At 38.1% G+C, this 25663-nt stretch carries 40 protein-coding genes and 1 pseudogene; 2 read left to right on the top strand and 39 right to left on the bottom strand.

The genetic code is table 11. The features are described from left to right. Positions 1-9 precede the first annotated feature (9 nt). The 33 genes from HOO54_RS01990 to HOO54_RS01830 form a co-directional block, all read right to left on the bottom strand. A complete protein-coding gene (locus HOO54_RS01990) occupies positions 10-846 on the bottom strand; it encodes a phage tail family protein (RefSeq protein WP_172292214.1) in 837 nt (278 codons plus the stop codon). Then, positions 846-5297: a phage tail tape measure protein gene (locus tag HOO54_RS01985; protein ID WP_172292212.1), complete on the bottom strand. Its 4452-nt coding sequence runs from the start codon at positions 5295-5297 to the stop codon at positions 846-848. Before HOO54_RS01985 ends, HOO54_RS01990 begins: the two co-directional genes overlap by 1 nt. Before the next feature lie 194 nt (positions 5298-5491). After that, positions 5492-5857: a phage tail assembly chaperone G gene (gpG, locus tag HOO54_RS01980; protein ID WP_172292210.1), complete on the bottom strand. Its 366-nt coding sequence runs from the start codon at positions 5855-5857 to the stop codon at positions 5492-5494. A gap of 64 nt (positions 5858-5921) precedes the next feature. Further along, positions 5922-6527 (bottom strand): major tail protein, encoded by a 606-nt coding sequence (locus HOO54_RS01975; RefSeq protein ID WP_172292208.1) that lies wholly within the window; start codon positions 6525-6527, stop codon positions 5922-5924. A gap of 14 nt (positions 6528-6541) precedes the next feature. Then, complete coding sequence (locus HOO54_RS01970; protein ID WP_172292206.1) at positions 6542-6925, bottom strand: hypothetical protein; 384 nt, start codon at positions 6923-6925, stop codon at positions 6542-6544. Then, entirely contained in the window at positions 6922-7320 is a 399-nt protein-coding gene (locus tag HOO54_RS01965) for an HK97-gp10 family putative phage morphogenesis protein (protein ID WP_172292204.1), read from the bottom strand. Before HOO54_RS01965 ends, HOO54_RS01970 begins: the two co-directional genes overlap by 4 nt. After that, on the bottom strand, positions 7320-7628 hold the full coding sequence (locus HOO54_RS01960; protein ID WP_172292202.1) for a phage head closure protein: 309 nt from the start codon (positions 7626-7628) through the stop codon (positions 7320-7322). The genes HOO54_RS01965 and HOO54_RS01960 overlap by 1 nt, the downstream gene beginning before the upstream one ends. After that, the gene (locus HOO54_RS01955) at positions 7618-7920 is read right to left on the bottom strand and encodes a head-tail connector protein (protein WP_172292200.1); all 303 of its coding nucleotides are present in this window, start codon (positions 7918-7920) and stop codon (positions 7618-7620) included. The genes HOO54_RS01960 and HOO54_RS01955 overlap by 11 nt, the downstream gene beginning before the upstream one ends. 28 nt (positions 7921-7948) lie before the next feature. Beyond that, positions 7949-9229 (bottom strand): phage major capsid protein, encoded by a 1281-nt coding sequence (locus HOO54_RS01950; protein WP_253907589.1) that lies wholly within the window; start codon positions 9227-9229, stop codon positions 7949-7951. Positions 9230-9268: 39 nt separating this feature from the next. Further along, positions 9269-9994 (bottom strand): head maturation protease, ClpP-related, encoded by a 726-nt coding sequence (locus HOO54_RS01945; RefSeq protein WP_172292198.1) that lies wholly within the window; start codon positions 9992-9994, stop codon positions 9269-9271. Continuing rightward, the gene (locus tag HOO54_RS01940) at positions 9945-11249 is read right to left on the bottom strand and encodes a phage portal protein (RefSeq protein WP_172292196.1); all 1305 of its coding nucleotides are present in this window, start codon (positions 11247-11249) and stop codon (positions 9945-9947) included. The genes HOO54_RS01945 and HOO54_RS01940 overlap by 50 nt, the downstream gene beginning before the upstream one ends. Continuing rightward, entirely contained in the window at positions 11250-11438 is a 189-nt protein-coding gene (locus tag HOO54_RS01935) for a DUF1056 family protein (protein WP_172292194.1), read from the bottom strand. It abuts the gene before it with no gap. A gap of 11 nt (positions 11439-11449) precedes the next feature. After that, entirely contained in the window at positions 11450-13159 is a 1710-nt protein-coding gene (locus tag HOO54_RS01930) for a terminase large subunit (RefSeq protein WP_172292192.1), read from the bottom strand. Then, positions 13156-13674, bottom strand: a complete 519-nt coding sequence (locus tag HOO54_RS01925; protein ID WP_172292190.1) for a phage terminase small subunit P27 family — start codon at positions 13672-13674, stop codon at positions 13156-13158. Before HOO54_RS01925 ends, HOO54_RS01930 begins: the two co-directional genes overlap by 4 nt. A gap of 228 nt (positions 13675-13902) precedes the next feature. Further along, positions 13903-14277 carry an HNH endonuclease gene (locus HOO54_RS01920; protein ID WP_172292272.1) on the bottom strand — a complete coding sequence of 125 codons (375 nt, stop codon included), beginning with the start codon at positions 14275-14277 and terminating at the stop codon, positions 13903-13905. After that, positions 14267-14617 carry a hypothetical protein gene (locus tag HOO54_RS01915; RefSeq protein ID WP_172292270.1) on the bottom strand — a complete coding sequence of 117 codons (351 nt, stop codon included), beginning with the start codon at positions 14615-14617 and terminating at the stop codon, positions 14267-14269. The genes HOO54_RS01920 and HOO54_RS01915 overlap by 11 nt, the downstream gene beginning before the upstream one ends. Before the next feature lie 487 nt (positions 14618-15104). Further along, a complete protein-coding gene (locus tag HOO54_RS01910; protein ID WP_172292268.1) occupies positions 15105-15482 on the bottom strand; it encodes an ArpU family phage packaging/lysis transcriptional regulator in 378 nt (125 codons plus the stop codon). Positions 15483-15677: 195 nt separating this feature from the next. Continuing rightward, positions 15678-15824 (bottom strand): hypothetical protein, encoded by a 147-nt coding sequence (locus HOO54_RS01905; protein ID WP_172292266.1) that lies wholly within the window; start codon positions 15822-15824, stop codon positions 15678-15680. Positions 15825-15837: 13 nt separating this feature from the next. After that, a complete protein-coding gene (locus HOO54_RS01900; protein WP_172292264.1) occupies positions 15838-16236 on the bottom strand; it encodes a hypothetical protein in 399 nt (132 codons plus the stop codon). Beyond that, positions 16233-16403 (bottom strand): hypothetical protein, encoded by a 171-nt coding sequence (locus HOO54_RS01895; RefSeq protein WP_172292262.1) that lies wholly within the window; start codon positions 16401-16403, stop codon positions 16233-16235. Before HOO54_RS01895 ends, HOO54_RS01900 begins: the two co-directional genes overlap by 4 nt. Beyond that, entirely contained in the window at positions 16390-16566 is a 177-nt protein-coding gene (locus HOO54_RS01890; RefSeq protein ID WP_172292260.1) for a hypothetical protein, read from the bottom strand. The genes HOO54_RS01895 and HOO54_RS01890 overlap by 14 nt, the downstream gene beginning before the upstream one ends. Positions 16567-16577: 11 nt before the next feature. After that, positions 16578-17015 (bottom strand): single-stranded DNA-binding protein, encoded by a 438-nt coding sequence (ssb, locus tag HOO54_RS01885; RefSeq protein WP_172292258.1) that lies wholly within the window; start codon positions 17013-17015, stop codon positions 16578-16580. Positions 17016-17121: 106 nt separating this feature from the next. Then, a complete protein-coding gene (locus HOO54_RS01880) occupies positions 17122-17334 on the bottom strand; it encodes a hypothetical protein (RefSeq protein WP_172292256.1) in 213 nt (70 codons plus the stop codon). Continuing rightward, the gene (locus HOO54_RS01875) at positions 17321-17737 is read right to left on the bottom strand and encodes a RusA family crossover junction endodeoxyribonuclease (protein WP_172292254.1); all 417 of its coding nucleotides are present in this window, start codon (positions 17735-17737) and stop codon (positions 17321-17323) included. The genes HOO54_RS01880 and HOO54_RS01875 overlap by 14 nt, the downstream gene beginning before the upstream one ends. After that, positions 17734-18018 (bottom strand): hypothetical protein, encoded by a 285-nt coding sequence (locus HOO54_RS01870; protein ID WP_172292252.1) that lies wholly within the window; start codon positions 18016-18018, stop codon positions 17734-17736. Before HOO54_RS01870 ends, HOO54_RS01875 begins: the two co-directional genes overlap by 4 nt. Beyond that, positions 18015-18392: a YopX family protein gene (locus tag HOO54_RS01865; RefSeq protein ID WP_172292250.1), complete on the bottom strand. Its 378-nt coding sequence runs from the start codon at positions 18390-18392 to the stop codon at positions 18015-18017. The genes HOO54_RS01870 and HOO54_RS01865 overlap by 4 nt, the downstream gene beginning before the upstream one ends. A gap of 93 nt (positions 18393-18485) precedes the next feature. Continuing rightward, complete coding sequence (locus HOO54_RS01860; RefSeq protein ID WP_172292248.1) at positions 18486-18695, bottom strand: hypothetical protein; 210 nt, start codon at positions 18693-18695, stop codon at positions 18486-18488. After that, entirely contained in the window at positions 18695-18844 is a 150-nt protein-coding gene (locus HOO54_RS01855; RefSeq protein ID WP_172292246.1) for a hypothetical protein, read from the bottom strand. The genes HOO54_RS01860 and HOO54_RS01855 overlap by 1 nt, the downstream gene beginning before the upstream one ends. Next, the gene (locus tag HOO54_RS01850; protein ID WP_172292278.1) at positions 18841-19629 is read right to left on the bottom strand and encodes an ATP-binding protein; all 789 of its coding nucleotides are present in this window, start codon (positions 19627-19629) and stop codon (positions 18841-18843) included. Before HOO54_RS01850 ends, HOO54_RS01855 begins: the two co-directional genes overlap by 4 nt. Then, complete coding sequence (locus tag HOO54_RS01845) at positions 19547-20410, bottom strand: hypothetical protein (RefSeq protein ID WP_172292244.1); 864 nt, start codon at positions 20408-20410, stop codon at positions 19547-19549. Before HOO54_RS01845 ends, HOO54_RS01850 begins: the two co-directional genes overlap by 83 nt. A 15-nt stretch (positions 20411-20425) precedes the next feature. Then, positions 20426-21085 (bottom strand): ERF family protein, encoded by a 660-nt coding sequence (locus HOO54_RS01840; protein WP_172292242.1) that lies wholly within the window; start codon positions 21083-21085, stop codon positions 20426-20428. Next, positions 21085-21666 (bottom strand): host-nuclease inhibitor Gam family protein, encoded by a 582-nt coding sequence (locus tag HOO54_RS01835; protein WP_172292240.1) that lies wholly within the window; start codon positions 21664-21666, stop codon positions 21085-21087. Before HOO54_RS01835 ends, HOO54_RS01840 begins: the two co-directional genes overlap by 1 nt. Positions 21667-21871: 205 nt before the next feature. Further along, entirely contained in the window at positions 21872-22141 is a 270-nt protein-coding gene (locus tag HOO54_RS01830) for a YqaH family protein (RefSeq protein ID WP_172292238.1), read from the bottom strand. A gap of 50 nt (positions 22142-22191) precedes the next feature. Between HOO54_RS01830 and HOO54_RS01825 the strand changes: the two genes are divergently transcribed. Continuing rightward, complete coding sequence (locus tag HOO54_RS01825; protein WP_172292236.1) at positions 22192-22572, top strand: DUF2513 domain-containing protein; 381 nt, start codon at positions 22192-22194, stop codon at positions 22570-22572. Here the strand turns inward: HOO54_RS01825 and HOO54_RS01820 are convergent. The 6 genes and pseudogenes from HOO54_RS01820 to HOO54_RS01800 all read right to left on the bottom strand — a co-directional run bounded on the left by HOO54_RS01820 (position 22569) and on the right by HOO54_RS01800 (position 24831). Then, the gene (locus tag HOO54_RS01820) at positions 22569-22817 is read right to left on the bottom strand and encodes a hypothetical protein (protein WP_172292234.1); all 249 of its coding nucleotides are present in this window, start codon (positions 22815-22817) and stop codon (positions 22569-22571) included. The genes HOO54_RS01825 and HOO54_RS01820 overlap by 4 nt on opposite strands. Positions 22818-22962: 145 nt before the next feature. Then, complete coding sequence (locus tag HOO54_RS01815) at positions 22963-23619, bottom strand: hypothetical protein (protein ID WP_216664702.1); 657 nt, start codon at positions 23617-23619, stop codon at positions 22963-22965. Positions 23620-23694: 75 nt separating this feature from the next. Beyond that, positions 23695-24198: pseudogene (locus HOO54_RS25050) on the bottom strand (phage antirepressor KilAC domain-containing protein). Between the two features lie 19 nt (positions 24199-24217). Further along, positions 24218-24451 (bottom strand): BRO-N domain-containing protein, encoded by a 234-nt coding sequence (locus tag HOO54_RS01805; RefSeq protein WP_172292280.1) that lies wholly within the window; start codon positions 24449-24451, stop codon positions 24218-24220. Next, positions 24452-24586: a hypothetical protein gene (locus tag HOO54_RS24640; RefSeq protein WP_301539265.1), complete on the bottom strand. Its 135-nt coding sequence runs from the start codon at positions 24584-24586 to the stop codon at positions 24452-24454. Further along, the gene (locus HOO54_RS01800; protein WP_172292230.1) at positions 24586-24831 is read right to left on the bottom strand and encodes a helix-turn-helix transcriptional regulator; all 246 of its coding nucleotides are present in this window, start codon (positions 24829-24831) and stop codon (positions 24586-24588) included. Before HOO54_RS01800 ends, HOO54_RS24640 begins: the two co-directional genes overlap by 1 nt. A gap of 162 nt (positions 24832-24993) precedes the next feature. Between HOO54_RS01800 and HOO54_RS01795 the strand changes: the two genes are divergently transcribed. Next, complete coding sequence (locus tag HOO54_RS01795) at positions 24994-25656, top strand: LexA family protein (protein ID WP_172292282.1); 663 nt, start codon at positions 24994-24996, stop codon at positions 25654-25656. Positions 25657-25663: the final 7 nt, after the last annotated feature.

The following is a 25663-nucleotide window of genomic DNA, read 5'->3' as shown; positions in this document are numbered from 1 at the left end:
ACTTGCCCCTTACGCGTAGTAGAAACGTGTATCAAACGTGATGTCAAAATCATTGGTATTCTGCACTTCAAAATCATTCACTCCGATATCAAGCCCCGGAAGCCTCCCAGATGTTTTGACAGGCTTTTTATTGATCACCGTATATTGTTTAACAAAAGTCACAGACTCAGATTTTTTCAACTCGCGTTCTATTTTTAACTTTTCACCATTTGTATGATTGATGATCGTGACATTTTTTCCTTTTGCTCGTAAGGTTACATGATAATCATGCTGCATAGGGTTAATATAGGCGTCACCAGTGTTATAGACCTGAAACCTTTTTTGATTTTTGAACATGTATTTTAGATCATCACGCATTTGAATATTCATCCCCGGGCTCCAGTGTTCACCATTAAAATTTTGTTTTGTCAGAGAAGTAGATTTTGATTCAGCTAATCCTGTAAAGTTATTAAAGTCCACAGTGAAAACTACGTGATTTTTTTCTTTCTGTTTTGGAATGCTGAAATTCCCATCACAAGTTACTTTAAAACGGAGATTTGGCAATAAATCCGTTGAAATATAATATGGGAAAGGTTTAACCAGTAACGCATAAAGTTCATGTCTATACTGATAAAAATTTTCTGCAATAATTGAATTCATATAAATTTCGACTGTTATTTTTCTCTCCGTATACGTGATTTCACGTGGGTGCTGCGGCAAAATAACTCCATTTATTCTCGGAATATTGATTGTTTCACGACTTATCCCTGGAGCCTCAGGTGTAAAGCTTAGAACCTCGAAAAAAGGGAGCAAGCTATTTAAACTTTGCTCCCCCAGCCCATTATCATAATCAATAAACAATTTCATCATCTCACCCCGTTCATAAATGACGTTCGGGTAAACCGATCACCGGTAGATTGATCAATCTTTCTTCCATCAAGATAAGTGTCACTCTCTTTTAATAGAATCTGTTGTAACAGCTGCATGTTTTTATTCAGAAAATCAATTTGTTTTGCCATCATATTGATTTGTTTTTCTTGGTTCTGCACGATACTACTAATGTCCACAGATGGAATATTAGAAGAACCTCGTTCTTTTTCGGGTTGCATCGATACTTTTTGCAACAACACAAGAGCTTTTGAAATCATCCCTTCTTGTAAAGACGGGAGAACTCCAAGCTTGCTACCAATACGCGCCCATAATCCTATATTGCGTTCGCGGTATGAAGGATCTTCTGTAATTGTAGTTTCATCAAAGCCTCTTTCGTTTAAAATTGCCCATTTTGAACCACCACGACCGGGAGAAATCCCACCCTTTGCATACCCAACATATCCACCACCGAGAGCCATCGATCTTAAACCTGGATGGTTGCGTATATCTCCGTATCTGCGCTTAATATAGTTAATAGCCGCCAAAGTATTATCTACAGGATTCAATATGTTATTATGCCCAGGAAACTTGTTAGCGTTAAATGTAGATGGAATAGTTTGCATTAACCCTTGTGAAGGGTGTCCAGCCTTTGCATTAGAATCCCACAAGTTGATGGCATTTGGATTTCCACCGCTTTCTTTCATGGCAATTGTAACAAGACCAGGTATCCATGTAGGAGGAACACCAGCTATGTTTGCTGCCTCACTAACCCACTGGTTAACAGCTTTTGTCCCACCTGTTCCTTTAAATGAACTCGAATCCGTGGCCGTATTTTCTGGTATAATCCCTTTTAAAAACTGAAATGCTCCATCTTTTATGGTCTTCATTATGCCAGTTCCTATGGAATCAATGCCTTTTCCAGATTTGAAAGGTATTAATCCCTTAAACAGTTTTTTAATGAATTCACCTGGTCCTTTCTTAATCAACTCTACTGCCTTTGAACCCACATCAATCGTTTTATCTACAACATTTTTCCCTGCTGAAATCATTCCTTTGAAAAAACTTCCGACTCCACCCGCATATCCAGGTAAACCTGATCCTGTTAACACTTTAGACTCAGCATGTGGAAGTACAGAAGTCCCTCGTGGTAGATCCAAGATTTGTGGACCGCCTACCCCTATCATATAGGTTCCAATTCCTGGTGAATGAGCCAGTTCCCAACCTTCTTCACCAACAAGTGCTTGACCACCTGGGTGGAAATTTGTTCCTTTCGCATATGCAGCACCAGGAGCAACCTGCATCTTTTTATCATTGTCACTATATCCTTTAGGTTTCCACTCAGGAATAGTTGGGGCATGAAAAAATTCAAGAACCTTGTTTATACCACCAGTAATTTTATTAATGATACGGGCTAAATCAACAATGAAAAGATTCCATTTCCCGAGAACTTCACCCGTTTCCCAATCAACTTGGCTAACATGTCCGGTTGCCTGTTTTTTGGCTTCTTTTACAACACCTTGATGAGTTTCTTTAGCCTTTGATATCGTGTTTTTTTTCTGATCTCTTGCCTTTTTAACAGTATCATCATGTTCTTTTTTAGTAATCGTGCCTTTGACATAATATTGATCGTCCGCTGCCTTTACAACAGCATTAAATTGATCATTTGCTGCTTTTATTGTTTTGTTTTTAGCTTTATTACTGTTTCTTACAACTGCGGCTGCTTGTTTTGCAGAAAGATTGGAAGATTCCTCTTTTAATTTTCTTGAAATTTTTATTTGTTCATCTTTACTTTTAGAAAGAGCTGTCTTCATTTTGGCATACATTTTTCTTTGTATTTTAGCTATTTCTTTATTCTCTTTGTCTGTTGTTTTGCGATGTTCTTTTGCAGCTTTTCGATAGATTTGGTTAACTCGATTAACATACCCTTGAATTTCTTTTTGTTGCTTGCTATTTCCGTTTTTAATTTTATTTAGTATTTTAGCAGCTTCCTTGTCTGATGTTTTGTTATTAGAAGCATAAAAATCTGTTAATACCTTAGTAGCCGTATCTGCACTTGTCTGAAAACCTTTTTTCAGCGAATTTCCCATATCTGTGAATTGTTTAGATACATCTTCAGCAATACTTTTAGTGATTTTTTTATTCGTCACACGTAGTGTATTAAGCTTAGCTGTGATTTTTATGTTCATATCTTCATAAGCGTTTATAGCTTTTGAAGTAGATTTTGATACACCATTACCAAAATCAATTGTTGCTGGAAGAACTCTTTTCTTTAGATTGTCATAGTATTTGAAACCAGCTTCAGTTAAAAGTGTAGTTCCTGTTATAGCAAGACCAACAGGACCACCCAACAGGCTCAATCCACCACGTAATAAGCCGACTATCCCTACACCTTTTTTGATAATGTTAAACAGTCCGAAACCGCTTTTTGCTAGTCTCATAAAACCGCCAGCGCCTTTAACAGCATTGACCCCAACTTTTAAAATACCTGAGCCAAATTTTAATAGTTCCGGGGCAAAAGAAAGCAAAAGTCCTCCGATTACACCAACTGGACCACCAAACATACCAAGACCTAAACCAGCTACACGAGAGGCTCCACCCAACCCTCTCATGACCTTAGTACTTCTACTAGCTGACTGTTCAAGTCTACCAACTCTTGTTGTTGCTAAGTTGGTCGTTTGGTGAAATCTATTCATTCTTGTGGATGCTAAGTTTGCCGCTGTTGATGTTGTGCTCATCCCTGTGGCTGCTGTTCTGGAGGCTCTACCCGCGGCAATCGCTTCTGTAGAGTAAACTCCAAGACTAGTTGAAGCACGGTTTACATTACGAGTTAAATATCCACCGGCAGTACGAAGCATATTCCATCCTGCTGCCATCTTTGGCAAAGAGCCAAGCAACAACAAAGCTGCACCACCTAAAAGTGAAAACACAGTGACGGCTCCACCTGTAATAGCAATTGTACGAGACACAGAAGGAGGTAACGAATCAAACCAAGTTACCATCTTAGTCAATCCATCAGCTGTAGCTCTAATAACAGGTAAGAACTGATTTCCCAAAGTGATAACTGCGTTATTTGTAGCTGACTTTAGATATTCAAGTGATCCAGATAAATTATCCATTTGTTTCTTAGCTACTTTTTCAGCAGTTCCACCACTGTTTTCTACTTCTTTCGTGAAATCTTGAAGCTTGTCTTTTCCAGCGTGCATTAAGGTAATAAATCCTGAAAGTGCATGTTGCCCTGCTATTTGTTTGGCAATACGAATTTTCTCGGTTTCCGTATAGTTTTTAGTTTTCTCATTGATTTGTCCAATGATATCTGCCAGTGGTCGTAATTTTCCGGTTGAATCTGTGACCTTTAATCCCAATTCATCTATTGCATTGCCTGCTTGCTTTGGCGGTGCTGCTAAACGAGTAAGTGTTGATCGTAAGGCTGTTCCTGCCATATCCGCCTTAATCCCACTGTTTGCCATGATTCCGGTGGCTGCTGCTAACTCTTCCATACTGAGTCCGGCTGTTTTTGCGGCAGGTGCCGCATATTTCATTGTCTGTCCGATTTCTTGCAGTGTGGCATTTGAATTGGTAAACGTGTAGGTCATCGCATCTGCAACACGGTTTGTATCTTCAGCTTTAATATGAAATTCAGTCAAAATATCTGAAACAATATCTGCTGTAACACCAAGTTCAGTTTGACCAGCTGCGGCAGTCGCTAGAAGTCCCGGCATGGCTCCAACAATTTGATTCGTTTTATACCCCGCCATCGCTAGATATTGCATCCCTTCAGCAACTTGCCCATCTGTGAATTGAGTTGTCGCACCTAAATGACGGGCTGTTTCTGTTAACTCTCCCATTTGTTCATTCGTTGCGTTTGCCAAAGCACCTACACGACTCATTGCTTTCTCAAAGTCTGCTGCTGCTTTTACAGTGAGTCCAATTCCAACAGTTCCAGCTGCACCAATGGCAGAAAGTGCTTTCCCTGCTGTAGTAGCAGACTGATAAACTGCATTTAATTCTTTAGATACTTCACCTGAGTTACGTTTGAATACAGAAAAAACACCCGCTGCTCTTCGGGTGCTGTTTGTCGTATTATCAAATTCTCTGGTTACTCGTTTCAGTTCATTTCCAAGACCTTGGTGGACAGCAATCGCGTCATTTAACCGCCGGGCTTGTATCTGTGTTTCACGGTTATCTAATCCTTTTTCCCTTACTAATTTATTGTATTTAGTGCGATGTTCATCAACTAAACGTCCTTGAATCTGATATTTATTATTAAGGCCTTCTATTTGAGATTGGAGGAACTTAGACTGATTGCCCGCTGCTTTATAAATTGCTCCGGAGGCTTTCATTTCTGAATTTGCCAAACGCATTTGTCGTTTCAAACCTTCAATACCACGATTAAAGCCAGTATCGTCAAGCCCTACTTTAACAATCATGTTTCCGATAGGTTGCGCCATATGTAACCACCCCGCTTCCCTGGCTTAAACTCAACAAAAAAATCATTTTTAGAAAAATACTTGATCTATAGGTACTATTTTAGGTTTGTTTTCATGTGCCAAAACTTCTAAATAGTGATAAATATCCATCTGATCTATTTCTGTCATTGTCCATCCTTGCTTTAAAAGAGCCGAATAAATATCATTGAGTTGCTCTATTCCACTTTTGGCTGTAAGGTTTCTGTTTCCGCTGTCTGCAAAAAATCATCGTCCTCTTTAACCTCTTCGTATCCCATGATTTCGCCCATGATTCGTCTTACTTGATCAGATACCTCAAAGGATTGTAGGCCTTCTTGGAATTCCTCTAAGCTAAACTGGTTGTGAAATACTCGGACAATAAATTTCATGCGTTCATCTAGACTTTTAAGGACTTCTTTAATGTTTTTTGTTTTTTTTGCTGCATCTTCATCTAATTCCAAGGCTTCATACAAGATTTTTGTATTCGTACGAGGGGCAATAAACGTTTTATATTTTTGATCTTTTTCAAACCATAATTTAATTGCAATTTGCTTTTGAGCCATGCTGACTCCTCCTTTAAAAGTATTGAGTACGAAAAAAGAGAAGCACTAAGGCTTCCCTTTATGTTTATTTTCCTGGATTGACGTTAGGGTTATCTCCTGCACTAGGAGACTTGTAAGCATCGCCAAATACCTTCGTATAGAACTTATCCAAACTGAAGCTTGGTGCATCTTCATCAGCTAATACTTTAAAGACATTATCCTGCTCACGCTCCATAAACTCAGCTGAAAGTTTGATTGTTTGGAAATTCGTTTTTTCTTCTTTTGTTTTCCATTCATCATCTGGTAACGAGAAACGACCTTTCACTAATCCCACATGACGATGATTACCGTTTGCTTTCGGCCCAAAAAACGACATAGCAACCCATGGCGGGATAATATTCTTTTTAAACATATACAGTCCATCTGTTGCTTCAATTCCTAACAACTCAGCTAATATTTCCATTGGTAAATCACGCATTTCGAGTTCCAGTTTTGTGGAACCTGTTGTAACAGCCATATCAACCAGTTTATTATCCGCATACTGCTTTTCTGTTGAAGTTTCAGTATTTACTTTTGCATTAATTGCATAAGGGTAATCTATAATTTTTGAGGCTATATAAACCCCGTTTTCCTTTTTTAGTGGTGCGAATTTCACACCTTCCAACCCGGTAACTGAACTAAATTCAGGCATTTTTAAACCTCCAATTATATTAAAATATTGGCCTCAAATCGATATCCTTTCCGGATGAGGACTTCATCTTTTAAAAAACCATTGATTAAAACAGTCGTTTGAAAATCTAATTGATTCATCACATGAACGATGGCAACAAGAATCTCATCACAGGAAGAACTGTGATAGACATCAATTTGATAGACAGCACTATCCTTTATTGGCTTGCCATCAGCCCACTGAGTAGCTCTATACTCTAGTTCCTGTACAACAATATAGGCTGGCTTACTTTTGATCCCAATTGGTACAGCTAGTTCAAAAATATTTGATGGTTTCACCAATAATAAAAGCGCTGGATCATTCTCCAACGCTTCAAATACTTTGTTTTTCAGTAGTAAAGACCTTTCTACTACATTCATAGCTTGTACCCTCTTTTAATTACGCTTGCCATCGCTTGTAACATTCTTTCATTTGCGCTTCTCATACTTCGCTGAATAAATGGATTAGCTGGCTGATGAATGGTTCCGAATTCCGGTAAGTGAACACGGAATTTTGTGTCTTTAGTAGGTCCAACAACAGCATAGATTTCACCATCCAAATCCTTTCGAGTACGGTTTCCAACAATAATATCCTCATCAATATGGGGATGACTGCCCCCAATATCAGATCGAGGTGCATTTTTATCTATTTCTTTGGCAAGAATAGCACCCCCGGCTTTTACGGCTGCTTTATTGATTGACTCATCTTTCCTTGCAAGGTCAGTTAAATATGAATCTAATTCTTTAAAGCCCTGCATCTCCATTTCAAATTCCATTATTCCACCGCCTTTGCCCTTATTGTGGTGAAATGTTTCCGAGAATAGTTCGGCAAAATTGATTCAATCTCGTATGGTTGATCTTGAAAAAGAATTCGCATATGTTCGTTAAGATCTTCACGGTGACGAATTGTAAATTTTATAGTTTTTTCTTTCTGAACAGCTGCCGCTGCATAATACTCTCGGCCTTTTAATCCCTCAGCTTTGGCCCAGCATTCCACAACAGTTTCATACTTACCTTCCACAGGGAGGCGCCCGCCCTCTTTTTTCTGTTGAAATTCAATCCGATACCGCATGTCATTCAACATTGGAACCAGTCTCCGAAACCGTATATTTTAATTGATTGATCATCATCGTTAGCACCCCATCAAGGTTTGAAGTTGTGCCAGCTACTTCCCTGTTTTCATACCAATGCGTTACAAATGCTTTTACACACATATCAGCTCGTGCTGAATGATTTGGGAACTTTAAACCAGTTGCAGCTGTAATATATTCCTTCGCCGAAGCGATAAATCCCAGGATTAAATCATCTTCCAAATCACCATCAACCCTGAGAAATTTTTTCGCTTCTTTAAGTTCTTTTTGCTCAATTTCTGTCATTGGGCATCACCTAGCTTTCATTCACCTATTATTTGTTCTCACCAGAACCGGGATTTGGAACCCCATTGTCTGGAGTTGCATCTTTGATTGATGAAAACTCTGCAAACACAACAGCATCAGTATCCCAAAGAACAACATCTTCACGTTCAATGATTCGCATATCTGTAGAATTACGATAGAATGCTTTACCGCCAACATTTGTCGTTAAAATGGAATATTGCTGACGGTCAAATAGTTTAACAGCTTCTTTAAGATCACCGACAATCAACGGATATTTTGGCGCTGCTTTTGTACCACCGTTTGGCAAATATTTATCAGATATAACGGACACAGGCTTTCCGAATAAAAGTTTTTTAGTCGGATCTGTTGGATTAGGCTGTAGTAAGTACCGGCCAAAAGCATCCTTCAATTTATCCAAAACATTAAATCCTGATTGATTTGTAATAAAAGAGGTTGTGGCGTTGATAGCTGGATCAAGCTTGACGTTCAAAATATCTTTAATATCGTCTTGCTTTGAAACTGCTGTTTTTACGAGTGTTCCTAATTGCTTAATAATCAACGTATTACGCGTAACAGCTGATTTCTTAGCGAGCCAATTGGTCAAATATTGAAGAAGCGCTTCTTGTGTATCTGAAAGCAAATCATTAGAAAGAACCAAAATTCCTGCATAATCTTTAATGTTATATTTAATGTTTTCAAATTTAGGATTCTCTAGTTCCGTAATATCCGCTAATTCTTCAAGGTTTGCTAATGGAGTGATATCTGCTAGTTTTTCAAGCACTCGTGAACCTTTATTTGTAGATACCGGAATGACATCAACGAGATTAGCCAGTGTATCAAATTGTCTACGTTTTTCGTTGATCTTCGTTGAAATATCTTGCGGAACAACAAGACCGCCATCTTCATCCACACCTTCTTTCATTGCGGAAAGAGGTTTCGGTATTGTTCCAGATTTAAGAGCTGACGCAAAAAGCTGAACATGGTTCTTTACTTCCGTTTTGGCGATATCATCTGTTGGCTGTTGACCAGTTGCTACTGAATCTTGTGATGTCTGCTCCTGTTCATAAGGGACTTGCATATTTCGGACTTCTTCATATGTCTGGATCTGCTCTTTTATTTGTTGAGCTTCAGAAAGTAGTTTTTTAGCTTCATCAATTTTCCCTTTGTCTGTCAATGCTTCAATTTCTGTACGCTTTTCTGCTAGCGTTTGGCGTAACTCCCGTTCTTTTTTAGACATTCCACCTCCAGCAAAAAATTGAATATCTAGTTTCAATAAAAAATTTTTTTGTTTTAATAGTTTCGGTTTCAAATTCTTGTCCTCCTTAAAAGTGGCATTAAAAAAGAACCCTTAAAGATTTAAGAGTTCAAGTTTCATATCAATTTTTTGTTTTTGTAATTCATCCAATCCTGCTTCTTCAGCCGAATTTTCAGCAACTGTTTTAGCAACTATCTTTCCTGGCACATGTTTAAAGTGTGCCAAAATTTGATGATCAATACAGGCTGCTACATCCTTTGATTCTGAGACCTCATCAATCAAACCATAATGTAATGCTTCATCAGCTGTCAGCCACGTTTCTTCATCAAGTAATTGATGTAAAGTAACATCATCCAGCTTGTCACCAGCTTTATCAAGGTATGTCGAAACAATACTTTCTGTGATCTTGTCAAGATCATCGGCAGCCTTTCGAAATTCTGTTGCATTCCCGACCATTCCCATGTAAGGATTATGAATCATCATCATGGCGTTACTTGGCATTGTAATGTTATCCCCCGCCATTGCAATAACTGAGGCAATACTTCCAGCCAGTGCATCCACATAAACATTAATTTTAGCTTTATGACGTTTAAGCATTGAATGAATCGCTTGGCCCTCAAAGACATCTCCTCCAGGTGAATTAATGTACAAATCAATAGAGCTTACATCACCTAAACTTTTCAATTCTGACTGAAAAACTTTAGAAGAACTCTCACTAAACCATCCTTCACCCGTTATTGAGCCATAAAGTGTGATTTCAGCAGTAGAATCATTCAGAATCTTCATGTTCCAATACTTGTTTTTCTTCTTCGTTGCCATCACCCCCCTTCTGTTCATCAGATGTCCCTTTTACTTTGTTCAATTGATATTCTTTCATAATTGAAAGAGGAACAAGATTTAAATTCCCATAATGCTCATCCCCAATATCTCCAATTCCGGTCATGTCCTCTTTTTGAAGGATTGTGTTTACGCTAAAAGCGCCAACACTTTGCATCGTTTTATAAAACTCAGCACGAGATTTACTATCTCCACGAAGTTCTGATTCTAGGTTAAATTTAAAGTAATAACCACTTTTTAACTGGTTTTCTGTCAATATTTTATCGTTCAATTCTTGTTCTATATTTGTCACTAAAGGTTGTAACGTCGTTTTGACATAATCCAATGATTGTTGTTCGATATTAGAGAAAGTGGCTCGATCAAGTTCACCTATTTTATGTGGTGGTACCTTATAAATAGATGCGATCTGCTGACGGTTCCATTTCATGGACTCAATAAATTGAGCATCCTTCATCGGCATGGTTACTTGTGAATAGTCGAGACCAGCGTCTAGGACTGCAATAGACTGACCCGCATTTACACGCTCCCAGTCTTCTCTCACAATTTTTTTACTTTCTCTATCTAATAGAGTTGGTGCTTTGACAACGCCAAACGGAGCGCCACCATTTTTATAAAATTTTGCATTGAATTTTGTGGCAGCTCGATTTGATCCGATATTGTCACGAATAACTGAAATCGGAGTTTGTCCCACAATTCCATCAAGAGAAAGGTTTTTAAAATGCAGAACTTCTTCATAAAAAAACTCACGATATTTGCTGTCAATCGTGGTTGAATACCAAACCCGACCGTTATTAGGGTCAATATTTGTATTTGTTGCCTCAGGGTTTAAAGGTCTGATTCCAGTCACATTTCCGTCTTTATCAAAAAGCAAAAGATTGTAACTGTTCCCCCAAGTACAAAGCCTTGTGACCAAAAGCCTTTTCCAAATAAAACTTGTCATATAATCATTGACTTTGTTCAGAATCATCTCACTAATATCATTTTGGACTTGTTTGATATTGCCGTTTTTATTCTGAAAAAGTTTGATTGGCAGTTTCGCGATATCATCCGCCAAAACTATGACACATGCATAAACATCGGGATGAAGAACAGCTGTTTTTGATGATACTCTTTCACCTGATGAGGTTTCAGTGCCAGCAAAAATATTTCTAAACCAATTGGCTGGATGAAGAAGGGAGCCGCTATCCTCTTCTGCGATTTCATTCTTGACCCCGCCCTTTAAACGGCTTAATAGCATCTAATCCCCTCCTTCCTCCTTACGCTGCCTATCTACACCTAACAAGCCAGCAAGAGAAAATAAAAAAACACCGGTCGCAATCAAACCCGCGTTGATATTTATTCGATATATGGCAGTAGAAATGAATATCATCCCTATAATAAGTAAGATATCATCTATAAACGGCTGCATACTTTTTATAAATTTCATATTCCCACCTCCTACAGGCTGAAAGATCCTGACTTGATATAAGCATTTAAGTCAATCGTCATATCAATTTGAGATGCTCTCACATGTGCATTAATAAGGGCTGCAGCAGGGTCAATCCGTTGTGTTGACTTTGATTTGTCCAGCATGATATTTTCTTGAGCATCTACTTTTGTAACAGCATTACCCATCGCCCATGTCAGTAGATCGTTTTTATTATGGATGATGTTTTTCGCCTTTACTTTTTCGCGAAAGTCTTTTGTAGGCTCTGAAAGTGTGGCAACTCCCTGCCTAATTTCAATCATCACATATCCGTCAGCCTCCATCTGTTGAGCAAACTGTGTCGCATTATATGGATCGTAACCGATTTCTTTAATTTTCCATCCTTTCTCTTTCTCCATTTTCTTGATATAAGCTCTGATATAGTCATAATCAACTACAGCACCATCAGTAACGGTTAACCAGTTCCTCTCCCTCCACAAGTCATAAGGGACATGATCTGTCTTCATACGTTCATAGAATGTATCTTCAGGCATAAAACCATGACTTTCTACAGCAAAGCTCCCATCATCTAACGGAAAAATAAAAGATACGGCTGTCAGGTCAATTCGTTTTGATAAGTCAATTCCAACATAGCACTCCCGGCCGGATAGATCAGGAAAATGATCAGATCCACAATCTTTCCAAGCTTGCATGTCCATGTAGCCATTTTCACGCATGTTAACCCAGATATTCATATTCTTAGTCAGAAAGTTCCTCATTTTCTCTGGTACAGCCAAGGCAACTTCCAACTCTCCACGCAGATAATTAAGTCCATGTTCATTTTTAGCAACAATAGGATTGGCTTTGATCCAGTTCTGCTCATCCTTAATGTCATCACCTTTGTCTAATTCATTAACCATCACAAAATACTGCTCATTTGTTTCTACTTTATTTGGATCTAAAATGCGTGACACGTAATCATATTCAACGCGGTAGGCAGGGTTATTTAATTCAAAACCGGCAGTCGTAATAATGACCATTAACGGCTGATTTCGTGCAGCCATACCAGAAACAAGTACATCATATATTTCAGATGTTTTATGTGCGTGATATTCGTCTATAATTCCGCACTGAGGATTGAACCCATCTCCTGTTTTCCCTGCATCTTTAGAGAGTGCCTCAATTTTAGATTGTGTTTTTGGATGTTCAATTTTCCCGTAGGCAATCCTATATTTTTGCTCAGGTTTATTTAATAGCTCACACTGAAGAATCTGTGCTTTGATCTCATTCCAACATATTTTTGCTTGCTCAGTTTTCGTTGCCCCAATGTAGACCTCTGACATATTTTCATCATTTGCCATAGCTTCATAAGAAGCAACACAAGCTAAACTTTGTGTTTTCGCGTTCTTACGTCCAACTTGCCAATATACTTTTGTGAATCTGCGATACCTTGTTTCTTTGTGAACCCACCCATACACATTGCCAAAAATAAAAATTTGGATTGGTTCGGGGACAATATTTTCTCCTGCGAGAGGTCCTTTTGTATGCTTAAACTGAGTCATCCAATAAAGAAACCGTCTAGCTTTCTCGTCATCAAATATATAAGGGAACTCCCTTGTTCCTTCTCTCTTAATGTCATTTAAAAAGCGATGACAAGCCCAAATATGTTTTTGACACGCCACAATCTCACCCGATATCACATCGCGCGAGTAGTCAATCATAAACTGTTTAATTGTATTCATACATTACCAAACTCCTTTTCCGCTGCCGTCTTTTCTCGTTCTTCCTGAGTTTTGGTGATGGCTAGTTTTGCACGTGCAGACGGTGTAAGGCCAAAATGGTTGGCCGCAGATATCATCTGATCATAATAATTTTTCTCGCGTTTAAGAAGGGGATGTTCTTCACCAACCGACTTGATGGGCTGACCATTTTCATTACACCCTTCTGTGTTTATCATGATGCCATCTTCATCAATTTTTTTTGTAATAGAAATATATCGAGAGTAAATCTTACAATAGGTGGCCAACATGTTGATATCCGCCTCTGTGATGAGATCCACTTCAGACAATAAAGCAGCAACCCGTTTAAATTCTTTTTTAGCTACCTTATCATCCAACCATGAAGGAGGCTTAATATTTTCAGTACGCATTTTCATTTGTTTTTCATATTTAGCTCTGGTGGCTAATTCCTCAGTATTCTTTTTATTCGGATTACCCTGTATTAGTTGAAGAGCTGCAGATTTTGCGGGTCTCGGCATGTTTTTCACCTCATTTCGTTAAAAAAATCTTCTTTTTTCGCTTGTTTTTTCCGTCAAACATGCTATGATGAAACTAACAATCAAATCGTTTATATCAAGCCCTCTTGGCAAATCGCCGAGAGGGTATTTTGTATTTTTCGGGAACTTTGAAAAGCGGTGTTTGTTTGCAGAAGAGGGCGCGCCGTTCCCCAGACGGTTGTTTTCCAAAGATTTTAGTAGGGGGGTATCCTACTGCCCTAGCTTACTTCGATCACCATGAACCTTGTTATGGCAAGCATTACAGAGACTTTCAAGGTTTGAAAGGTCTAAACGCTTGGACCAGTCCTCTTTTACTTCCACAATGTGGTGAACCATGTCAGCAGGTATGAAGCGATGTTCCCTCAAACATCTCTGACAAAGATAGTTGTCTCTTAACAAAGCAAGTTGTCTTGTTTGCTTCCAATCAGTTGATTTATAAAAACTTGTAATTGTTTTGTCTCTTGAATGTTTGTTGTATTGTTTTGTTTCCTCTTGCTTGATGTGCTTATGATCATGGCAATAGGCTTCTCTAGTTAGTGCCTTACACCCATAGGCCTTACACTCCCTTAACGGCTTAGGTGGCATTGTTATCCTTCCTTCGGTTGTAAAGAGATCGATTGTAAACGATTGCTTTTGTTCCATACTTGCTATCTTTATCGACAAATTCAATGTCAATATGCGTTGGATTAAGCGTTGAATCATCCCTAGTTAAGTATGAAAAATCTGCATTTATAATCTTGTCAATTTTTTTACCGTTATAAAAAATACGTGGCGGAGAATCAATATCATCAAGTTCAATTTGAAGTAAAGGTGGTGCCATTTTCTCTTTAGTTGTGATTGATTGATACGGTTGATATGGACCATTTACTACCCTTTCCAATAGGTCAGATATACTCATATTGGCTAAATCCTTTTTAAAATCCACTTTTTATACCTCCCTCAAATAAAAAAACACCCTCCCTTTCGGAAAAGCGCTTGGCTATATTCTTTCTAAACCATGCCCACACTCAGAGGCTCCCTTTGCCATCAATCGTCTTATCTGAGATTCACTGGACACGGTTTACAGAGAACATCAACCAAGTCCATTAACACGCTTATATTTAATAAAATTGAACTTACACATACCCCGGGAGGAAGCCAAGCATAGTAAGATCATGGGTACAATGAAAATACTATTCCCCGATACGGCTGCCGCAAGACTAGCGCTATCCAGGCTCAGAATGTTCCTCCCGTTCGGCTTCATTCCTCAACACCTTTGTTCCGTATCCGGATACGCCATTGATAAGGGAAAGGCGCGTCTCCCATATATTCTTGATAAGTAAATGTTATCGCTAATGCAGACATAAATAGTCCCCCTTTTTGTCCCCCATTTTATCGGAAAAATGTCGGGATTTTGTCGATAAAAAAAGCACTCAGATAATTCCGAGTGCTGTAGCTATACGGTTTATAGCGCGTTGCTTGATTTCATAATAAGTATCCTTTTTCATTCCGAGTTCTATATAGATATGAATATCTTTTACCCTTGCAGCAGTTAGATATTTCTTTTCAATGATTAACCGTTCTTCTTCATCCAAGCTGTTTTGTAAGGCGCGTTCCATCTGCTTGACCTTGAGTTCATTGAGATTTAATGAATCTCGGAGGGAAGGGAAAGTATTTATGCCAGCAGATGAACATTCCTTTTTGTTCTCCAATTGGACTTTAAGCGCACGGTAATTTTTCAATTCTTTGATGACAACTTTGCGGACGGCTTTTTCATCCACAGCTGGAAGAAAAGATAATTGTTTAGACATCCTATCCCTCCTATTCTTCTACTTTTCTTTTTCCCATTTTTCAATACGTCTTTCGGTAAACTCTATCCAAATCAACGGTGCTGCAATAATAATGATTCCTATAATTAGATAGATCATGATTCTCCCTTCCCGTCTTATGTTATTTTTTAGTCAACTACGACTGAACACTATGCCGTTAATTTCTTAAACTGTGAATTAGTCAATTTCTTCTTTCCAAGGCGCTTCATCTATAAGCTCAAGCCAACAATTTAATGAACAACAACATTCAAACCTATTTTCTTGATTAGTTGGATAACCTTCATCTGTTTGAAACTCATCACCACAATTTGAGCATTCTTTCATTTTCGTAACTCCTTTAACGAACAATTATCTCAATAATTTCAACATCTTTATCACTGAATACAATTGAACAGGCCGGACAATACTCTCCCGATTGCCAATCTTCCTCAAACTCTTCTCGTTCATCAAAATAGGAGCCGAACATTGGATCTTGTTCTAAGTGGTAGAAAAACTCTTTTATTGTTCCACTATCTTTTTCTAGCCAGTTAACGAGACAATACCCGTCTCCACTCCAACTTTTTGCGACAATAACCTCTACTCCGGCAATTAAGCCATATATTTTAAGCCAATTTTGAATTTCTTCTTCATTTGGTTCTAGCCCAGTTAATTCGTTTTTAATTTGTTCTGATGTTTTTTTACTGGTATTCAATTTTGCCTTGTATAGATTTAGGAATTCCCCTTGTAAGAGTGTCATTTCCATGCCTCCCAATAATTCTGTTTTTCAAATATAAAATTACGTGAAGGTTTTAAATACTCTCGGTAGACAATTGGGTACTTTTTGATATAAGCCAACCGTTCTTTCTCTGTCATCTTCCAAACTTTCACTTCCCCTGGCAATCTCCAATTTTTATTTGAACTCATATTTATTCCCCCCTTTACTTTTGTAAAGTACCCTGTGACGCCTGCAGAACGGTGTTTGATTTTTAGCAGCTTGTTTATTTATGCCTTCTTCAAAAACAGTAATGACCTGTAGATTCTCAGAATCATAGTTTGTTGCCACCCACTGAACAACACGCCTTATCATGTTTATCCCCCTTAAAACGGCAAATCTGAATCTTTTATATCAATCGGCTTTCCATTATTGGCAAACGGGTCATCTAGGAATCTATTTCCTTGCTGTTGTCTCTGGTTCTGTCCTTGATTCTGGTTGCTGTTTTTTGTATCCAGAAATTGAACTGATTCAGCGACTAATTCTGTAATGAACACCCGACCACCATGCTGGTTTTCATAGTTGCGTGTCTGCAATCGTCCGTCTACGCCTGCTAATGATCCCTTTTTAAGAAAGTTCGCGACGTTTTCAGCCTGCTTTCTCCAAGCCACACAGTTTATAAAGTCTGCTTCTGACTCTCCATTTTGATTTTTGAACGGTCGATTAACCGCAAGTGTGAATCCTGCAACAGCAACACCTGAGCCGGTATATCTTAACTCTGGATCTTTAGTTAAGCGTCCAACAATAATTGATCTATTTAACATGTTTAAATTCTCCCTCTCATTTTTTCGACAAAATTCGACAAATGAAGCCGTTATTTATTTTACTCTCCGGTGTGAAATCCCATTTATACGGAAAGTTGTTTCAATCTCATGAATAACCATGCTTTTCGAGCGCTGCCCTTACCTTGTCGAGATCGTATTCAATACCATCAATTTCGATATACTCTAAATCGTCGTTTAAAAAGCCATAGCGACGTTTTAACTCTATTAGACTATCAATGTTCCTCCATAGGGTGTTATGCCCCACAGTGCGCCTATAATCGTTTTTATAGCGTATAATCAGACGCTTAGCTGTTCCCATTCTTCTGTCGCCCTTGTAATCTGAACTCGATTCCTGGCTTTTCACCGTACTTTTTACAAGCAGTTACTTTTGAAACTTGGTTATCATCTTTCCAAGCAATTTTGTTTAGAGCATCGAACACGCCTTTTATAAGATTGTCGATGTCTGGCTTTTTGGTATGCAGCGTATTGATGGATTGTTGCTGTTTTTTCTTTGACCAACTTTTAGGAATCGGCATAACGAAAGTGATATCTACATGGAGTGCTCCCGATTCAAAAGGATCGCTTTTCATCTGTTTCTGCGCTTCCCACTTGATGAAATCTTTATAGGCTAAGTATCGTTGAGCGTTTTTATTTACGAATTTGCCACGCCCAGTCATTCGAACGGCTCCCATTGGTGTAACGGGTATGTTAAGGGTGATCATTGGTTGCCCCTCAATTCTTTTAACTCTTTTGATTTATACTGATTTTTCCGTCTTATTAATTTTTTATCTGGAACTTTAAGCTTTTTGCTTAATCCATCATGGTATGGGCAAAAGTCAAATGGGCCGTGTGATTTTGCACACTCCTTACACATTGGCAAATCACAAGTTCTATGAATACCACCATGAACTGATGTCCACACATAAGCTGTTACAAAATCACATAACTGAGTTACCTCATTTTTCCGACAGATAGCGCAAGGATTTTCAGGTAATTTAATCATTCCGCCACCTCCAATAGATCAGGATTTCGATATATGTCGCCGATAACTTCGATTCTGTCTTTCCAATATTCCAAACCCGCATAACTACTGGCCCTTATTTGCTTACCTATAAAACTAGTGTCTTTATATACAACAACGTACAAGATATTTAGGTCGCCTTGATGGTAGACATCCCCCTCGTAGATCTCCTGACCGTTTTTGTCCTTCAATCCGGTGTATTGTCCAATTGATGCCCACTCTACCTGTATATGACCGTTATAAGGAGCACTGATATAGGCTAATTTTTTATCATGGTATAAGTCGATACCGCCATAAAACCATTTAATATCGCCATAATCCTCAATCGGTTTACCTCGAAACTTGATCTCTCTCAATCTCCTTACCTCCCGTCATCATGTATCCATTGCTTAATCTGTTTTTCTCTGTATCCGGCCAGAAATAAGATCTCAAATGCAGCTTTTATTTGCTCAAGCACCGAATATCCCGCCTTCTCTTTCCCTGATATGCCCCAACTCCGCACGGTCATAGAGTAAGAGAAAGACTTCTTTCACTGGTCGTTTAACGATTTTTGCAATTCTTTCAATGGGTAAACCGCCCTGCCAGTAAGATTCAACTTCATCCACTTCGTCCGGCTTCCAATCAAAATTACAATGATCAAGCATGATATAAACACCCATTAGGCGCTCTCCTTTATCGCTTTTTCCATTTCGCGCATTTTCTCTTCTAGCATTTTGATAACTGGTGTCAGGTCTTTGCCTTTCCCTGTCTTCCTTGGCGACAATTCGTAAACTCCCGGCATCAATGGAATGATTTGATAGTTTTTCATTTCCAAGCTCCTAATCTATGATTTAATTTCATCCGGTCACCCTTGATGATGACTATATAGTTCTCACACATTTCATAAATCCGTGTGCCGAGTGCTTCGTCTATTTGTACAAGCTGCTCAATATCCAATTCACTTGAAATGAGAATCGGCTTATGATTGAGATAACGATAATTGATGACTGAATATGTCTGTTCCACCTGCCAATCAGTTGCCCTAGGTTTACCCTTCAGAGGCTTAAATAGATCGTCTATAAAAAGGACATCAACCTCTTTCATTCGCCGTAGCTTCTCTTCCAATTTTTCAAAATCATCTTTCAGATCATTGAAGCCCTCGACATATGGAAAGTATTGAACTGGCACGTTTTTCGATTTGATTAATTTATTTGATATGGCTGTAAGTAAATGTGTCTTTCCTGATCCTGGCTGTCCCAAAAGGGCAATGCTGTTTTTACGTTTATCCTTGATACTGTCGAAATTCTTATAGTAATCAACAGCGCAATCGTAAGCATCAACGATCAGACCGTGTTTCCCTTCCGTAACAAAATTCTTGAATTGTAATTTCTCAAACTCTGCAGTTATGTCACTAGAATTCATTAATTTCCTAATTCGACGCCACTCAACACATTTACAGCGTACCCACACCTCAATGCCGTCCCTGTTTTCTAGATAACCCAATTCATCCTTACAAGTGGGACAGTCATATTCACCCTTTTTTTCTAAGGCGTCCGACTCTTCCACCAAAGATTGAGCTGACCTTTCCTGAAGCTTCTTCAGTATTTTCTCCATAGCTTTGTCCGTACGGTTGTTGGTTGCCATTTCTCGTTCCCCTTCTTTCTTCTTCATTCTTCTGAACTACTAATCTGGCATATTGTTTTCGCAATTTATCAGCACTTAAAATATTTTTGTACCAGAATTCGTGTTTAGTAGACCACAAGATCACTTCTTGAATATCTTTTCCTGTGCGTCCGTCACGTTCCATCATCAGTCGAATTGTATTAGCCCATTTATCAAGGTTTGGTTGTTTCATGTCAGGGGCGTTTATATGGACATGTTTCCAAAGCAATTCAGCCAGCTGCATTTGTTTTTCATCAAAAACCAAACGTTTATTATTATTATTATTTTCCTTCTTTACCTTCTTTACATTCTTATTATTGTTCCATCTGCGTTCCGTCTCCGTTCCATCTGCGTTCTCTCTCCGTTCCAAGTTGCCTTTTTTGTAGTTCTCTAACCCCTGATATACCTCATAATTTACGACAGTGAAGAGCGTTCCAAGTTCGGTGTCCTCGATTTTCAAACGATTTTCTTTAATCAGTCGATCAACCGCCCTTTTGATCCTCGAAAGTGAATACTGTTTGACCGATCTATTTTCGATATACTGCAAGTCTTTTTGTAAATTTCGATATGATCTTAAAAATTGACCGCGCTTCACCAAAACATCGCCTTTTCGTTGCCCCTCTTCCGAAAAAACTGCATTTCCATAAATAAAGAAGAATAGACGGAATTCGACTGGGTTTTGCCATATATCGCTTGTAAAAATGTCTCTACTTGTTTGGAACGCTCCGCCCATAAAATCACCCTCTTGTTATGCTAATTCTTTCTCTGCTTTAGCCACCCATCTTTTAAGTAGATAGATACAATGGTCAGCTTGCCCTTTATTGATTTTGTTAATATCTTTGATGTCAAGAGCTGTTATAACGGTCTTCACATCGCCTTGTCCACGCAATTCAATATAATGTTGAGCAAGGGATTGAATTTCATCCTTTTGCTCCTGTGTGATCATTTCAGGTGGTTTTGTCGCTTCTACTTTTTGTTGAAATGCGTCTGGATCGTCTTTATCTGTCGGAATGTTGAATTGTTTCAAAAGAAAATATTTTTCAGCGTATGTCAAAGCCTTACCGACTCCCTTTTCTCCTGCTATATCAACACCCTGTGCATAAAAAGGGACAGTCAACGTTTCTTCGGGATTTTCTGCATTCACCCAAATAAATTCAAGGTCTAATTCTGTGAAATATGTCGTTTTCTTTTTCTGATTGCCGTACTTATCTTTACTTTCAACTGTTTCTGTTAAGATGCGTTTGTCTACAATTTTCGGAATCAGTAAAAGCGTTTGTTTGTCTAATTCATCTCTGATAGCGCCTAAAACCTGACTTGATCCGACATATTCGTACTGGTTTCCTTTGTTTTCTTTTTGGAGATACGGGATCGCCTTTCTGACCTCGATCAGCTTTTGATAAATATTCATTATTCGTTCACCTCGACTGTGAATTTATCTTCCCTATCAACCACTGTCACACCTGAAATAATCTCGCCATCTGCGTCTATTAGCTTGTCCCCGAAAACTGAAGATTTCTTTTTAATGGATGCCCAATCAACGTCTTTTTTAATTTTGACTAACCCTTTTGTTTCCGCGTATTTCAACAAGTCGGTTTCATTACGTTGATATTCCGGCTGCTGCTTGGTAAGCTTAATTTTTCCATACGGTAGATTGATTGACTTATATGGCTTTTTGCCACTTTCAATCTGCCTTCTGACTTCTTCCCGCATGTATCGCTCTAGTCTATGGATATAGAAGTTTTCACGCTCGACATATGGTTTTTTAGACTCATCACGCCAAAACTCAACCCGTTCAATTTGAGTTCTGAGGCGTTCAAGCTGCTTTTCAGCCACTGCATCTATTTCTGATTGTTTCCCTTTAAAGTAAGTGATGCGCCGTTGTGCTTCGGCTGCTGATTCTAGGTCAGTCACCTCAAACACTTCATAATCCTTTTCCTCTTCTTCGACCTGATCGATTAACACTTGTTCTGTTTCTGGAAGACTACTCATTAATTTGTTTCCTCCCTTGATTTTTCAAAAAATATTCGATATGCTTTAAATATTCTTTCTTAAAAAATCACTTCCCTAAAGTTCACTTGGCAGAGTGAACTTTTTTAATTGTCTTCCTCTTCGTTGTCTTTCTCTTTTTCATACTTCAAATATTCCAACGGATAACCGTAACGGTTGATTTCTGTAATGATTGGATGCTCGATATTCATTGATACGCCCTCCTTACAGTTGAAACGTCTATCCCTTTACTTAAGAGTTGGGACGCTATTTCATGCAGCTGAACAACTTGTTCTGGATGCTCCATCCGTTTAAGATCCTTACAATGGGCAATCATCGACCCTGCTATTTCAATACACCCTTCATAATCTCCGTCCTCAATAGCATCTGGTAACAGTTCAGTGATTAGAAAATCCATTGATTTGATTAGCCTTTCAGCTCTTTCCTGATCAGACTTTAGAAATCGATTTAAATTCATGCTTATCCTCCTCTTTGGTATAATGTTCCTGTAAGATAGGGGGTGAAACTATGAAACTTGATCACGATTGTGTAAGAGAAATCCTTCTTGAATTAGAAGAAAAACTTACATTGAACGACCAGCTAAATACTAGCGAGGTAAGAGAACTTCAAACCGTTCAAAAGTTTGGAGAAGAAACCTCGTTTTACGCTATTTTAAAGCTAATTGATGCCAATTTTATCGAAGGTAAAGCAATACGATCTGATGATTCACTAAGTGGCTTAATCCTAGGTCATTTGACCTGGGATGGCCATGTATTTCTTGATAACATAAGAGAGACATCAATATGGGAAGCTACTAAAGAAAAAACAAAAGGTCTTGCAAGTATTTCAGTGTCGTTAATGGCTGGAATTGCACAAGATTATTTAAAACAAAGGCTCGGTTTAAATTAATATTGTTTTCCTTCAGTCCAACCATGCTCATTAAGAAATCTAATAAGATCATTTATAAACTGTGTATATTTTTCTGTAGAATAATCATTACTGTTAAAAGTCAGTTCAAGATTGAGCTGGCTTTCTTTAGCATCACCCATGGAAAAAGCATTTCTATTTTTTATTTCAAACCCTTTAATCCAGACAGCTGCCCAGGCCTTACCTTTTTCTAATGTAACTGGCATTTGATATTTCATATTAGCCATTTATTCTCTCTCCTTTAACTTTTAGATATGCTTCTTCACAAAAGCCTGATAAATCTTCATAAAACGTTCTGCCTCGCTTAGAGCAAGCCATTCTTTTGTTTTGATCTTCACTTTACCCACCTCCTTTTAGTTGGTCAGTAATGACCTAATCTACTGGCTGTATATATCTCGGACGCTTCTTTATCACTCTCTGCACTTCACCAGTTGTATTGTTAACCAATACTTGCTTTCCTCTGTGATCAGTCCCCATTGTGTAAGTATCAATCCCCTTTTCCTCAGCAAACTCTTCTAACAAACCTTTTTGTCCTTCTGCTCTTCGTAAGGCACTGACTGTTGATAGCGATTCGATCATAAATGATGTAATATCCGAGTTTTGATAATCTGAAATAAAGTCAAATACTTCTCGTTCTGTTCCAATGCAATTGTCTAGTCCCTTTTCTTCAATAACTCGCATTGTGTAAAAATAGTCTTTCATTTCATATTTATCACCGTCATAATGCTTTTCGACCGGGAACATCTGCATCAATTCCCTTGGCGTTAACCAACCTATCATTGTATTGATAGAGCCAATAATGTGAAATCTCGTTAGTACGTCTTCATATGTTTCAGGCATGTCCTCACTATTAATCATTTTTAAACCACTAAAGACAACTCTTTTGAGGGTCTCTCTTTCAATAGATCCCTGGCTTTCGCATTGTGCCAATCCTTCGTATAGCTCATTTAAAAATATTTTTCGATAGATCGAATAATAATCCACCTTTTCCTTTTGAATACCATCTATAACCTGCAATTGATTTGACATTATGAAACCGCCTCTTCTTTCGTTAGAAACTTATTGATGAAATATACTTGACCCTTGCCAGTGACTTTAGGTGTCTTACTGATGACTGATATGACCATCTGAATGTGTTATAGATGTTTCCTTAATTTCGAACAATCCACTTTCCATGCTCTTTTGAGTTGGCATGTTGTAATCTGTCCCTTTTCGCTTTATTAAATATCCGTTGTCTCTTAACCATGCGAAAATCGTTTCTGTCCCGTTTCAATTCCATTCTGTTTTTAATAGTTTTGCAAGCTCCCCCACCAAAATAGATGTACTGGATGCTGACACACTATCCGCAAACAGAACTTTAGGTTTGTTTTGCTCAATTTGCTTTTTTAGTTGATTGTTCTGATTTCGCAAATCTAGCACCATTGCTTGCTTTACTTCATCACTGAAACTAGGAAAATAGTTTTTAATGAATTGTTCTTCGTTACCTTTATTAACGTATCCGCCCGTTTTTCTAATTATAGGTAGCACTTCAGAGGTTACCCATCGTTTAAATTTTTTTGCCTTCTCTTTAATTTCTCGATTGTTCCCTTGTTTTGCAGCTCCAAATATTAAATCGTATAAACCTGATTCATTTACGAACTTTTTCTTTTGTTTTCTCTCCTATTCTGTCGATGACTCCGTGGACCGCGGAGTCATCTTCCTCAACATGGTTTTGAATTGCATTATGTGGTTTCGAAAAGCTTAATGCTTTAGCAATTTCCTTTGCTCCAAACCACTCAACTCCATCCACTATCATTACAGGTAAATCTCCAAAAATGGTAAATCTCCAAAAATTATGATTAATCGTTTGTAATTCATTCATTTATGAAATCTCCTTTTTTTGTTTTGCCTTTCGTTCTTTAATAATTGAATGCATGCTCGGTCTTATCTCTTGAACAAATGTAATAGCATACTTTCCGCTAAGAACAATTGATTCAACTGATTTGTTTTTTTTCATTAAGAAACATCCCTCTCTATATCTAACATTTTGTTAGGTTTTAGTTTAAAAAAAATGATTTCTGAAAAGTCACACCCAAATACATCAGCTAGTGCCACACCTTCTTCTATCTCCATCTTTTGCGGATTTCTCTCCCACGAAGAGTAAGTAGTTCTATGAATACCTAAGGCTTTAGCTACATCGTCTTGAGTTAAATTTAAACGCGCCCTCCATTCTTTTGGAGTTCTTGCAATTTTATATTCCAATTTACCTCACCTCCTCACACGTTAATAATATCTAACATTTTGTTAGATGTCAACGATTTTTACACCATTTTTATATATTTGCGTTGTTTTTTCTAACTGTATGTTTGCTATAGCTAACATTTTGTTTTATAATAACAACATAAATAACAAGGAGGTGAAAAAATGGGGAAAAAAATAAACTTCGCCAAAAACATAGCAAGGATTAGAACAGAGTTAGGACTTTCTAAAGCTGAATTCGGAAAGCGACTTGGCTTTTCTGATGTCACAATAGGGTATTGGGAGCGAGGGGAACGAACTCCCAAGACAGGTACAATTGAAACGCTAGCAAGAAAACTAGGAGTTAGCACAGCCGAATTGATTTTTGACAATGTGGGCGAACAAAATACGCATAGTAGTATTGTTCCGATGACAGAGACAGTTCCTATATATGGATCTATTCCTGCAGGTTGCCCTAAATGGGCAGATGACAATATCATAGGTAGCCTTCCAATCCCTGATAAATTAATTAAAATGTATGGTTTGGAAAACCTCGTATCTTTGAAAATCGAAGGAGATAGCATGAACAAAATAGTGCCTAATGGTTTTTATGCTGTTATAGATACTAAAACTAAAGAAGTTGCAAACGGTGATATTGTAGCTGTCCGTATCAATGGTTATGAAACAACACTGAAAAGATTTTACCAAACAAACAACAGCATTATTCTTGAGCCAGACTCATACAATCCTGAACAAAAACCTTTTATTTTTGATTGCACCAATCCTTTTGAATGTCCTGGAATTACAATAACGGGAAAATACGTATGGAGTTGTGCGCCGATTGATTAATTCATAA

Origin of the sequence: Bacillus sp. WMMC1349 (genome assembly GCF_013155385.1) — a bacterium.
Taxonomy (GTDB): Bacteria; Bacillota; Bacilli; order Bacillales; family Bacillaceae; genus Bacillus.
Note: the sequence above shows the minus strand (reverse complement) of the source record. Positions and strands in the feature narration are given on the sequence as shown.

Bases quoted from the DNA above. Each gene is read 5' to 3' on its own strand.
- HOO54_RS01990 (WP_172292214.1), bottom strand. From the start codon at position 846: ATGAAATTGTTTATTGATTATGATAATGGGCTGGGGGAGCAAAGTTTA.
- HOO54_RS01985 (WP_172292212.1), bottom strand. From the start codon at position 5,297: ATGGCGCAACCTATCGGAAACATGATTGTTAAAGTAGGGCTTGACGAT.
- gpG (WP_172292210.1), bottom strand. From the start codon at position 5,857: ATGGCTCAAAAGCAAATTGCAATTAAATTATGGTTTGAAAAAGATCAA.
- HOO54_RS01975 (WP_172292208.1), bottom strand. From the start codon at position 6,527: ATGCCTGAATTTAGTTCAGTTACCGGGTTGGAAGGTGTGAAATTCGCA.
- HOO54_RS01970 (WP_172292206.1), bottom strand. From the start codon at position 6,925: ATGAATGTAGTAGAAAGGTCTTTACTACTGAAAAACAAAGTATTTGAA.
- HOO54_RS01965 (WP_172292204.1), bottom strand. From the start codon at position 7,320: ATGGAATTTGAAATGGAGATGCAGGGCTTTAAAGAATTAGATTCATAT.
- HOO54_RS01960 (WP_172292202.1), bottom strand. From the start codon at position 7,628: ATGTTGAATGACATGCGGTATCGGATTGAATTTCAACAGAAAAAAGAG.
- HOO54_RS01955 (WP_172292200.1), bottom strand. From the start codon at position 7,920: ATGACAGAAATTGAGCAAAAAGAACTTAAAGAAGCGAAAAAATTTCTC.
- HOO54_RS01945 (WP_172292198.1), bottom strand. From the start codon at position 9,994: ATGGCAACGAAGAAGAAAAACAAGTATTGGAACATGAAGATTCTGAAT.
- HOO54_RS01940 (WP_172292196.1), bottom strand. From the start codon at position 11,249: ATGCTATTAAGCCGTTTAAAGGGCGGGGTCAAGAATGAAATCGCAGAA.
- HOO54_RS01935 (WP_172292194.1), bottom strand. From the start codon at position 11,438: ATGAAATTTATAAAAAGTATGCAGCCGTTTATAGATGATATCTTACTT.
- HOO54_RS01930 (WP_172292192.1), bottom strand. From the start codon at position 13,159: ATGAATACAATTAAACAGTTTATGATTGACTACTCGCGCGATGTGATA.
- HOO54_RS01925 (WP_172292190.1), bottom strand. From the start codon at position 13,674: ATGCCGAGACCCGCAAAATCTGCAGCTCTTCAACTAATACAGGGTAAT.
- HOO54_RS01920 (WP_172292272.1), bottom strand. From the start codon at position 14,277: ATGCCACCTAAGCCGTTAAGGGAGTGTAAGGCCTATGGGTGTAAGGCA.
- HOO54_RS01910 (WP_172292268.1), bottom strand. From the start codon at position 15,482: ATGTCTAAACAATTATCTTTTCTTCCAGCTGTGGATGAAAAAGCCGTC.
- HOO54_RS01905 (WP_172292266.1), bottom strand. From the start codon at position 15,824: ATGAAAGAATGCTCAAATTGTGGTGATGAGTTTCAAACAGATGAAGGT.
- HOO54_RS01900 (WP_172292264.1), bottom strand. From the start codon at position 16,236: ATGACACTCTTACAAGGGGAATTCCTAAATCTATACAAGGCAAAATTG.
- HOO54_RS01895 (WP_172292262.1), bottom strand. From the start codon at position 16,403: ATGAGTTCAAATAAAAATTGGAGATTGCCAGGGGAAGTGAAAGTTTGG.
- HOO54_RS01890 (WP_172292260.1), bottom strand. From the start codon at position 16,566: ATGATAAGGCGTGTTGTTCAGTGGGTGGCAACAAACTATGATTCTGAG.
- ssb (WP_172292258.1), bottom strand. From the start codon at position 17,015: ATGTTAAATAGATCAATTATTGTTGGACGCTTAACTAAAGATCCAGAG.
- HOO54_RS01880 (WP_172292256.1), bottom strand. From the start codon at position 17,334: ATGGGAACAGCTAAGCGTCTGATTATACGCTATAAAAACGATTATAGG.
- HOO54_RS01875 (WP_172292254.1), bottom strand. From the start codon at position 17,737: ATGATCACCCTTAACATACCCGTTACACCAATGGGAGCCGTTCGAATG.
- HOO54_RS01870 (WP_172292252.1), bottom strand. From the start codon at position 18,018: ATGATTAAATTACCTGAAAATCCTTGCGCTATCTGTCGGAAAAATGAG.
- HOO54_RS01860 (WP_172292248.1), bottom strand. From the start codon at position 18,695: ATGGGTGTTTATATCATGCTTGATCATTGTAATTTTGATTGGAAGCCG.
- HOO54_RS01855 (WP_172292246.1), bottom strand. From the start codon at position 18,844: ATGAAAAACTATCAAATCATTCCATTGATGCCGGGAGTTTACGAATTG.
- HOO54_RS01850 (WP_172292278.1), bottom strand. From the start codon at position 19,629: ATGGAGAAAATACTGAAGAAGCTTCAGGAAAGGTCAGCTCAATCTTTG.
- HOO54_RS01845 (WP_172292244.1), bottom strand. From the start codon at position 20,410: ATGGGCGGAGCGTTCCAAACAAGTAGAGACATTTTTACAAGCGATATA.
- HOO54_RS01840 (WP_172292242.1), bottom strand. From the start codon at position 21,085: ATGAATATTTATCAAAAGCTGATCGAGGTCAGAAAGGCGATCCCGTAT.
- HOO54_RS01835 (WP_172292240.1), bottom strand. From the start codon at position 21,666: ATGAGTAGTCTTCCAGAAACAGAACAAGTGTTAATCGATCAGGTCGAA.
- HOO54_RS01830 (WP_172292238.1), bottom strand. From the start codon at position 22,141: ATGAATTTAAATCGATTTCTAAAGTCTGATCAGGAAAGAGCTGAAAGG.
- HOO54_RS01825 (WP_172292236.1), top strand. From the start codon at position 22,192: ATGAAACTTGATCACGATTGTGTAAGAGAAATCCTTCTTGAATTAGAA.
- HOO54_RS01820 (WP_172292234.1), bottom strand. From the start codon at position 22,817: ATGGCTAATATGAAATATCAAATGCCAGTTACATTAGAAAAAGGTAAG.
- HOO54_RS01815 (WP_216664702.1), bottom strand. From the start codon at position 23,619: ATGTCAAATCAATTGCAGGTTATAGATGGTATTCAAAAGGAAAAGGTG.
- HOO54_RS01805 (WP_172292280.1), bottom strand. From the start codon at position 24,451: ATGAATGAATTACAAACGATTAATCATAATTTTTGGAGATTTACCATT.
- HOO54_RS24640 (WP_301539265.1), bottom strand. From the start codon at position 24,586: ATGAAAAAAAACAAATCAGTTGAATCAATTGTTCTTAGCGGAAAGTAT.
- HOO54_RS01795 (WP_172292282.1), top strand. From the start codon at position 24,994: ATGGGGAAAAAAATAAACTTCGCCAAAAACATAGCAAGGATTAGAACA.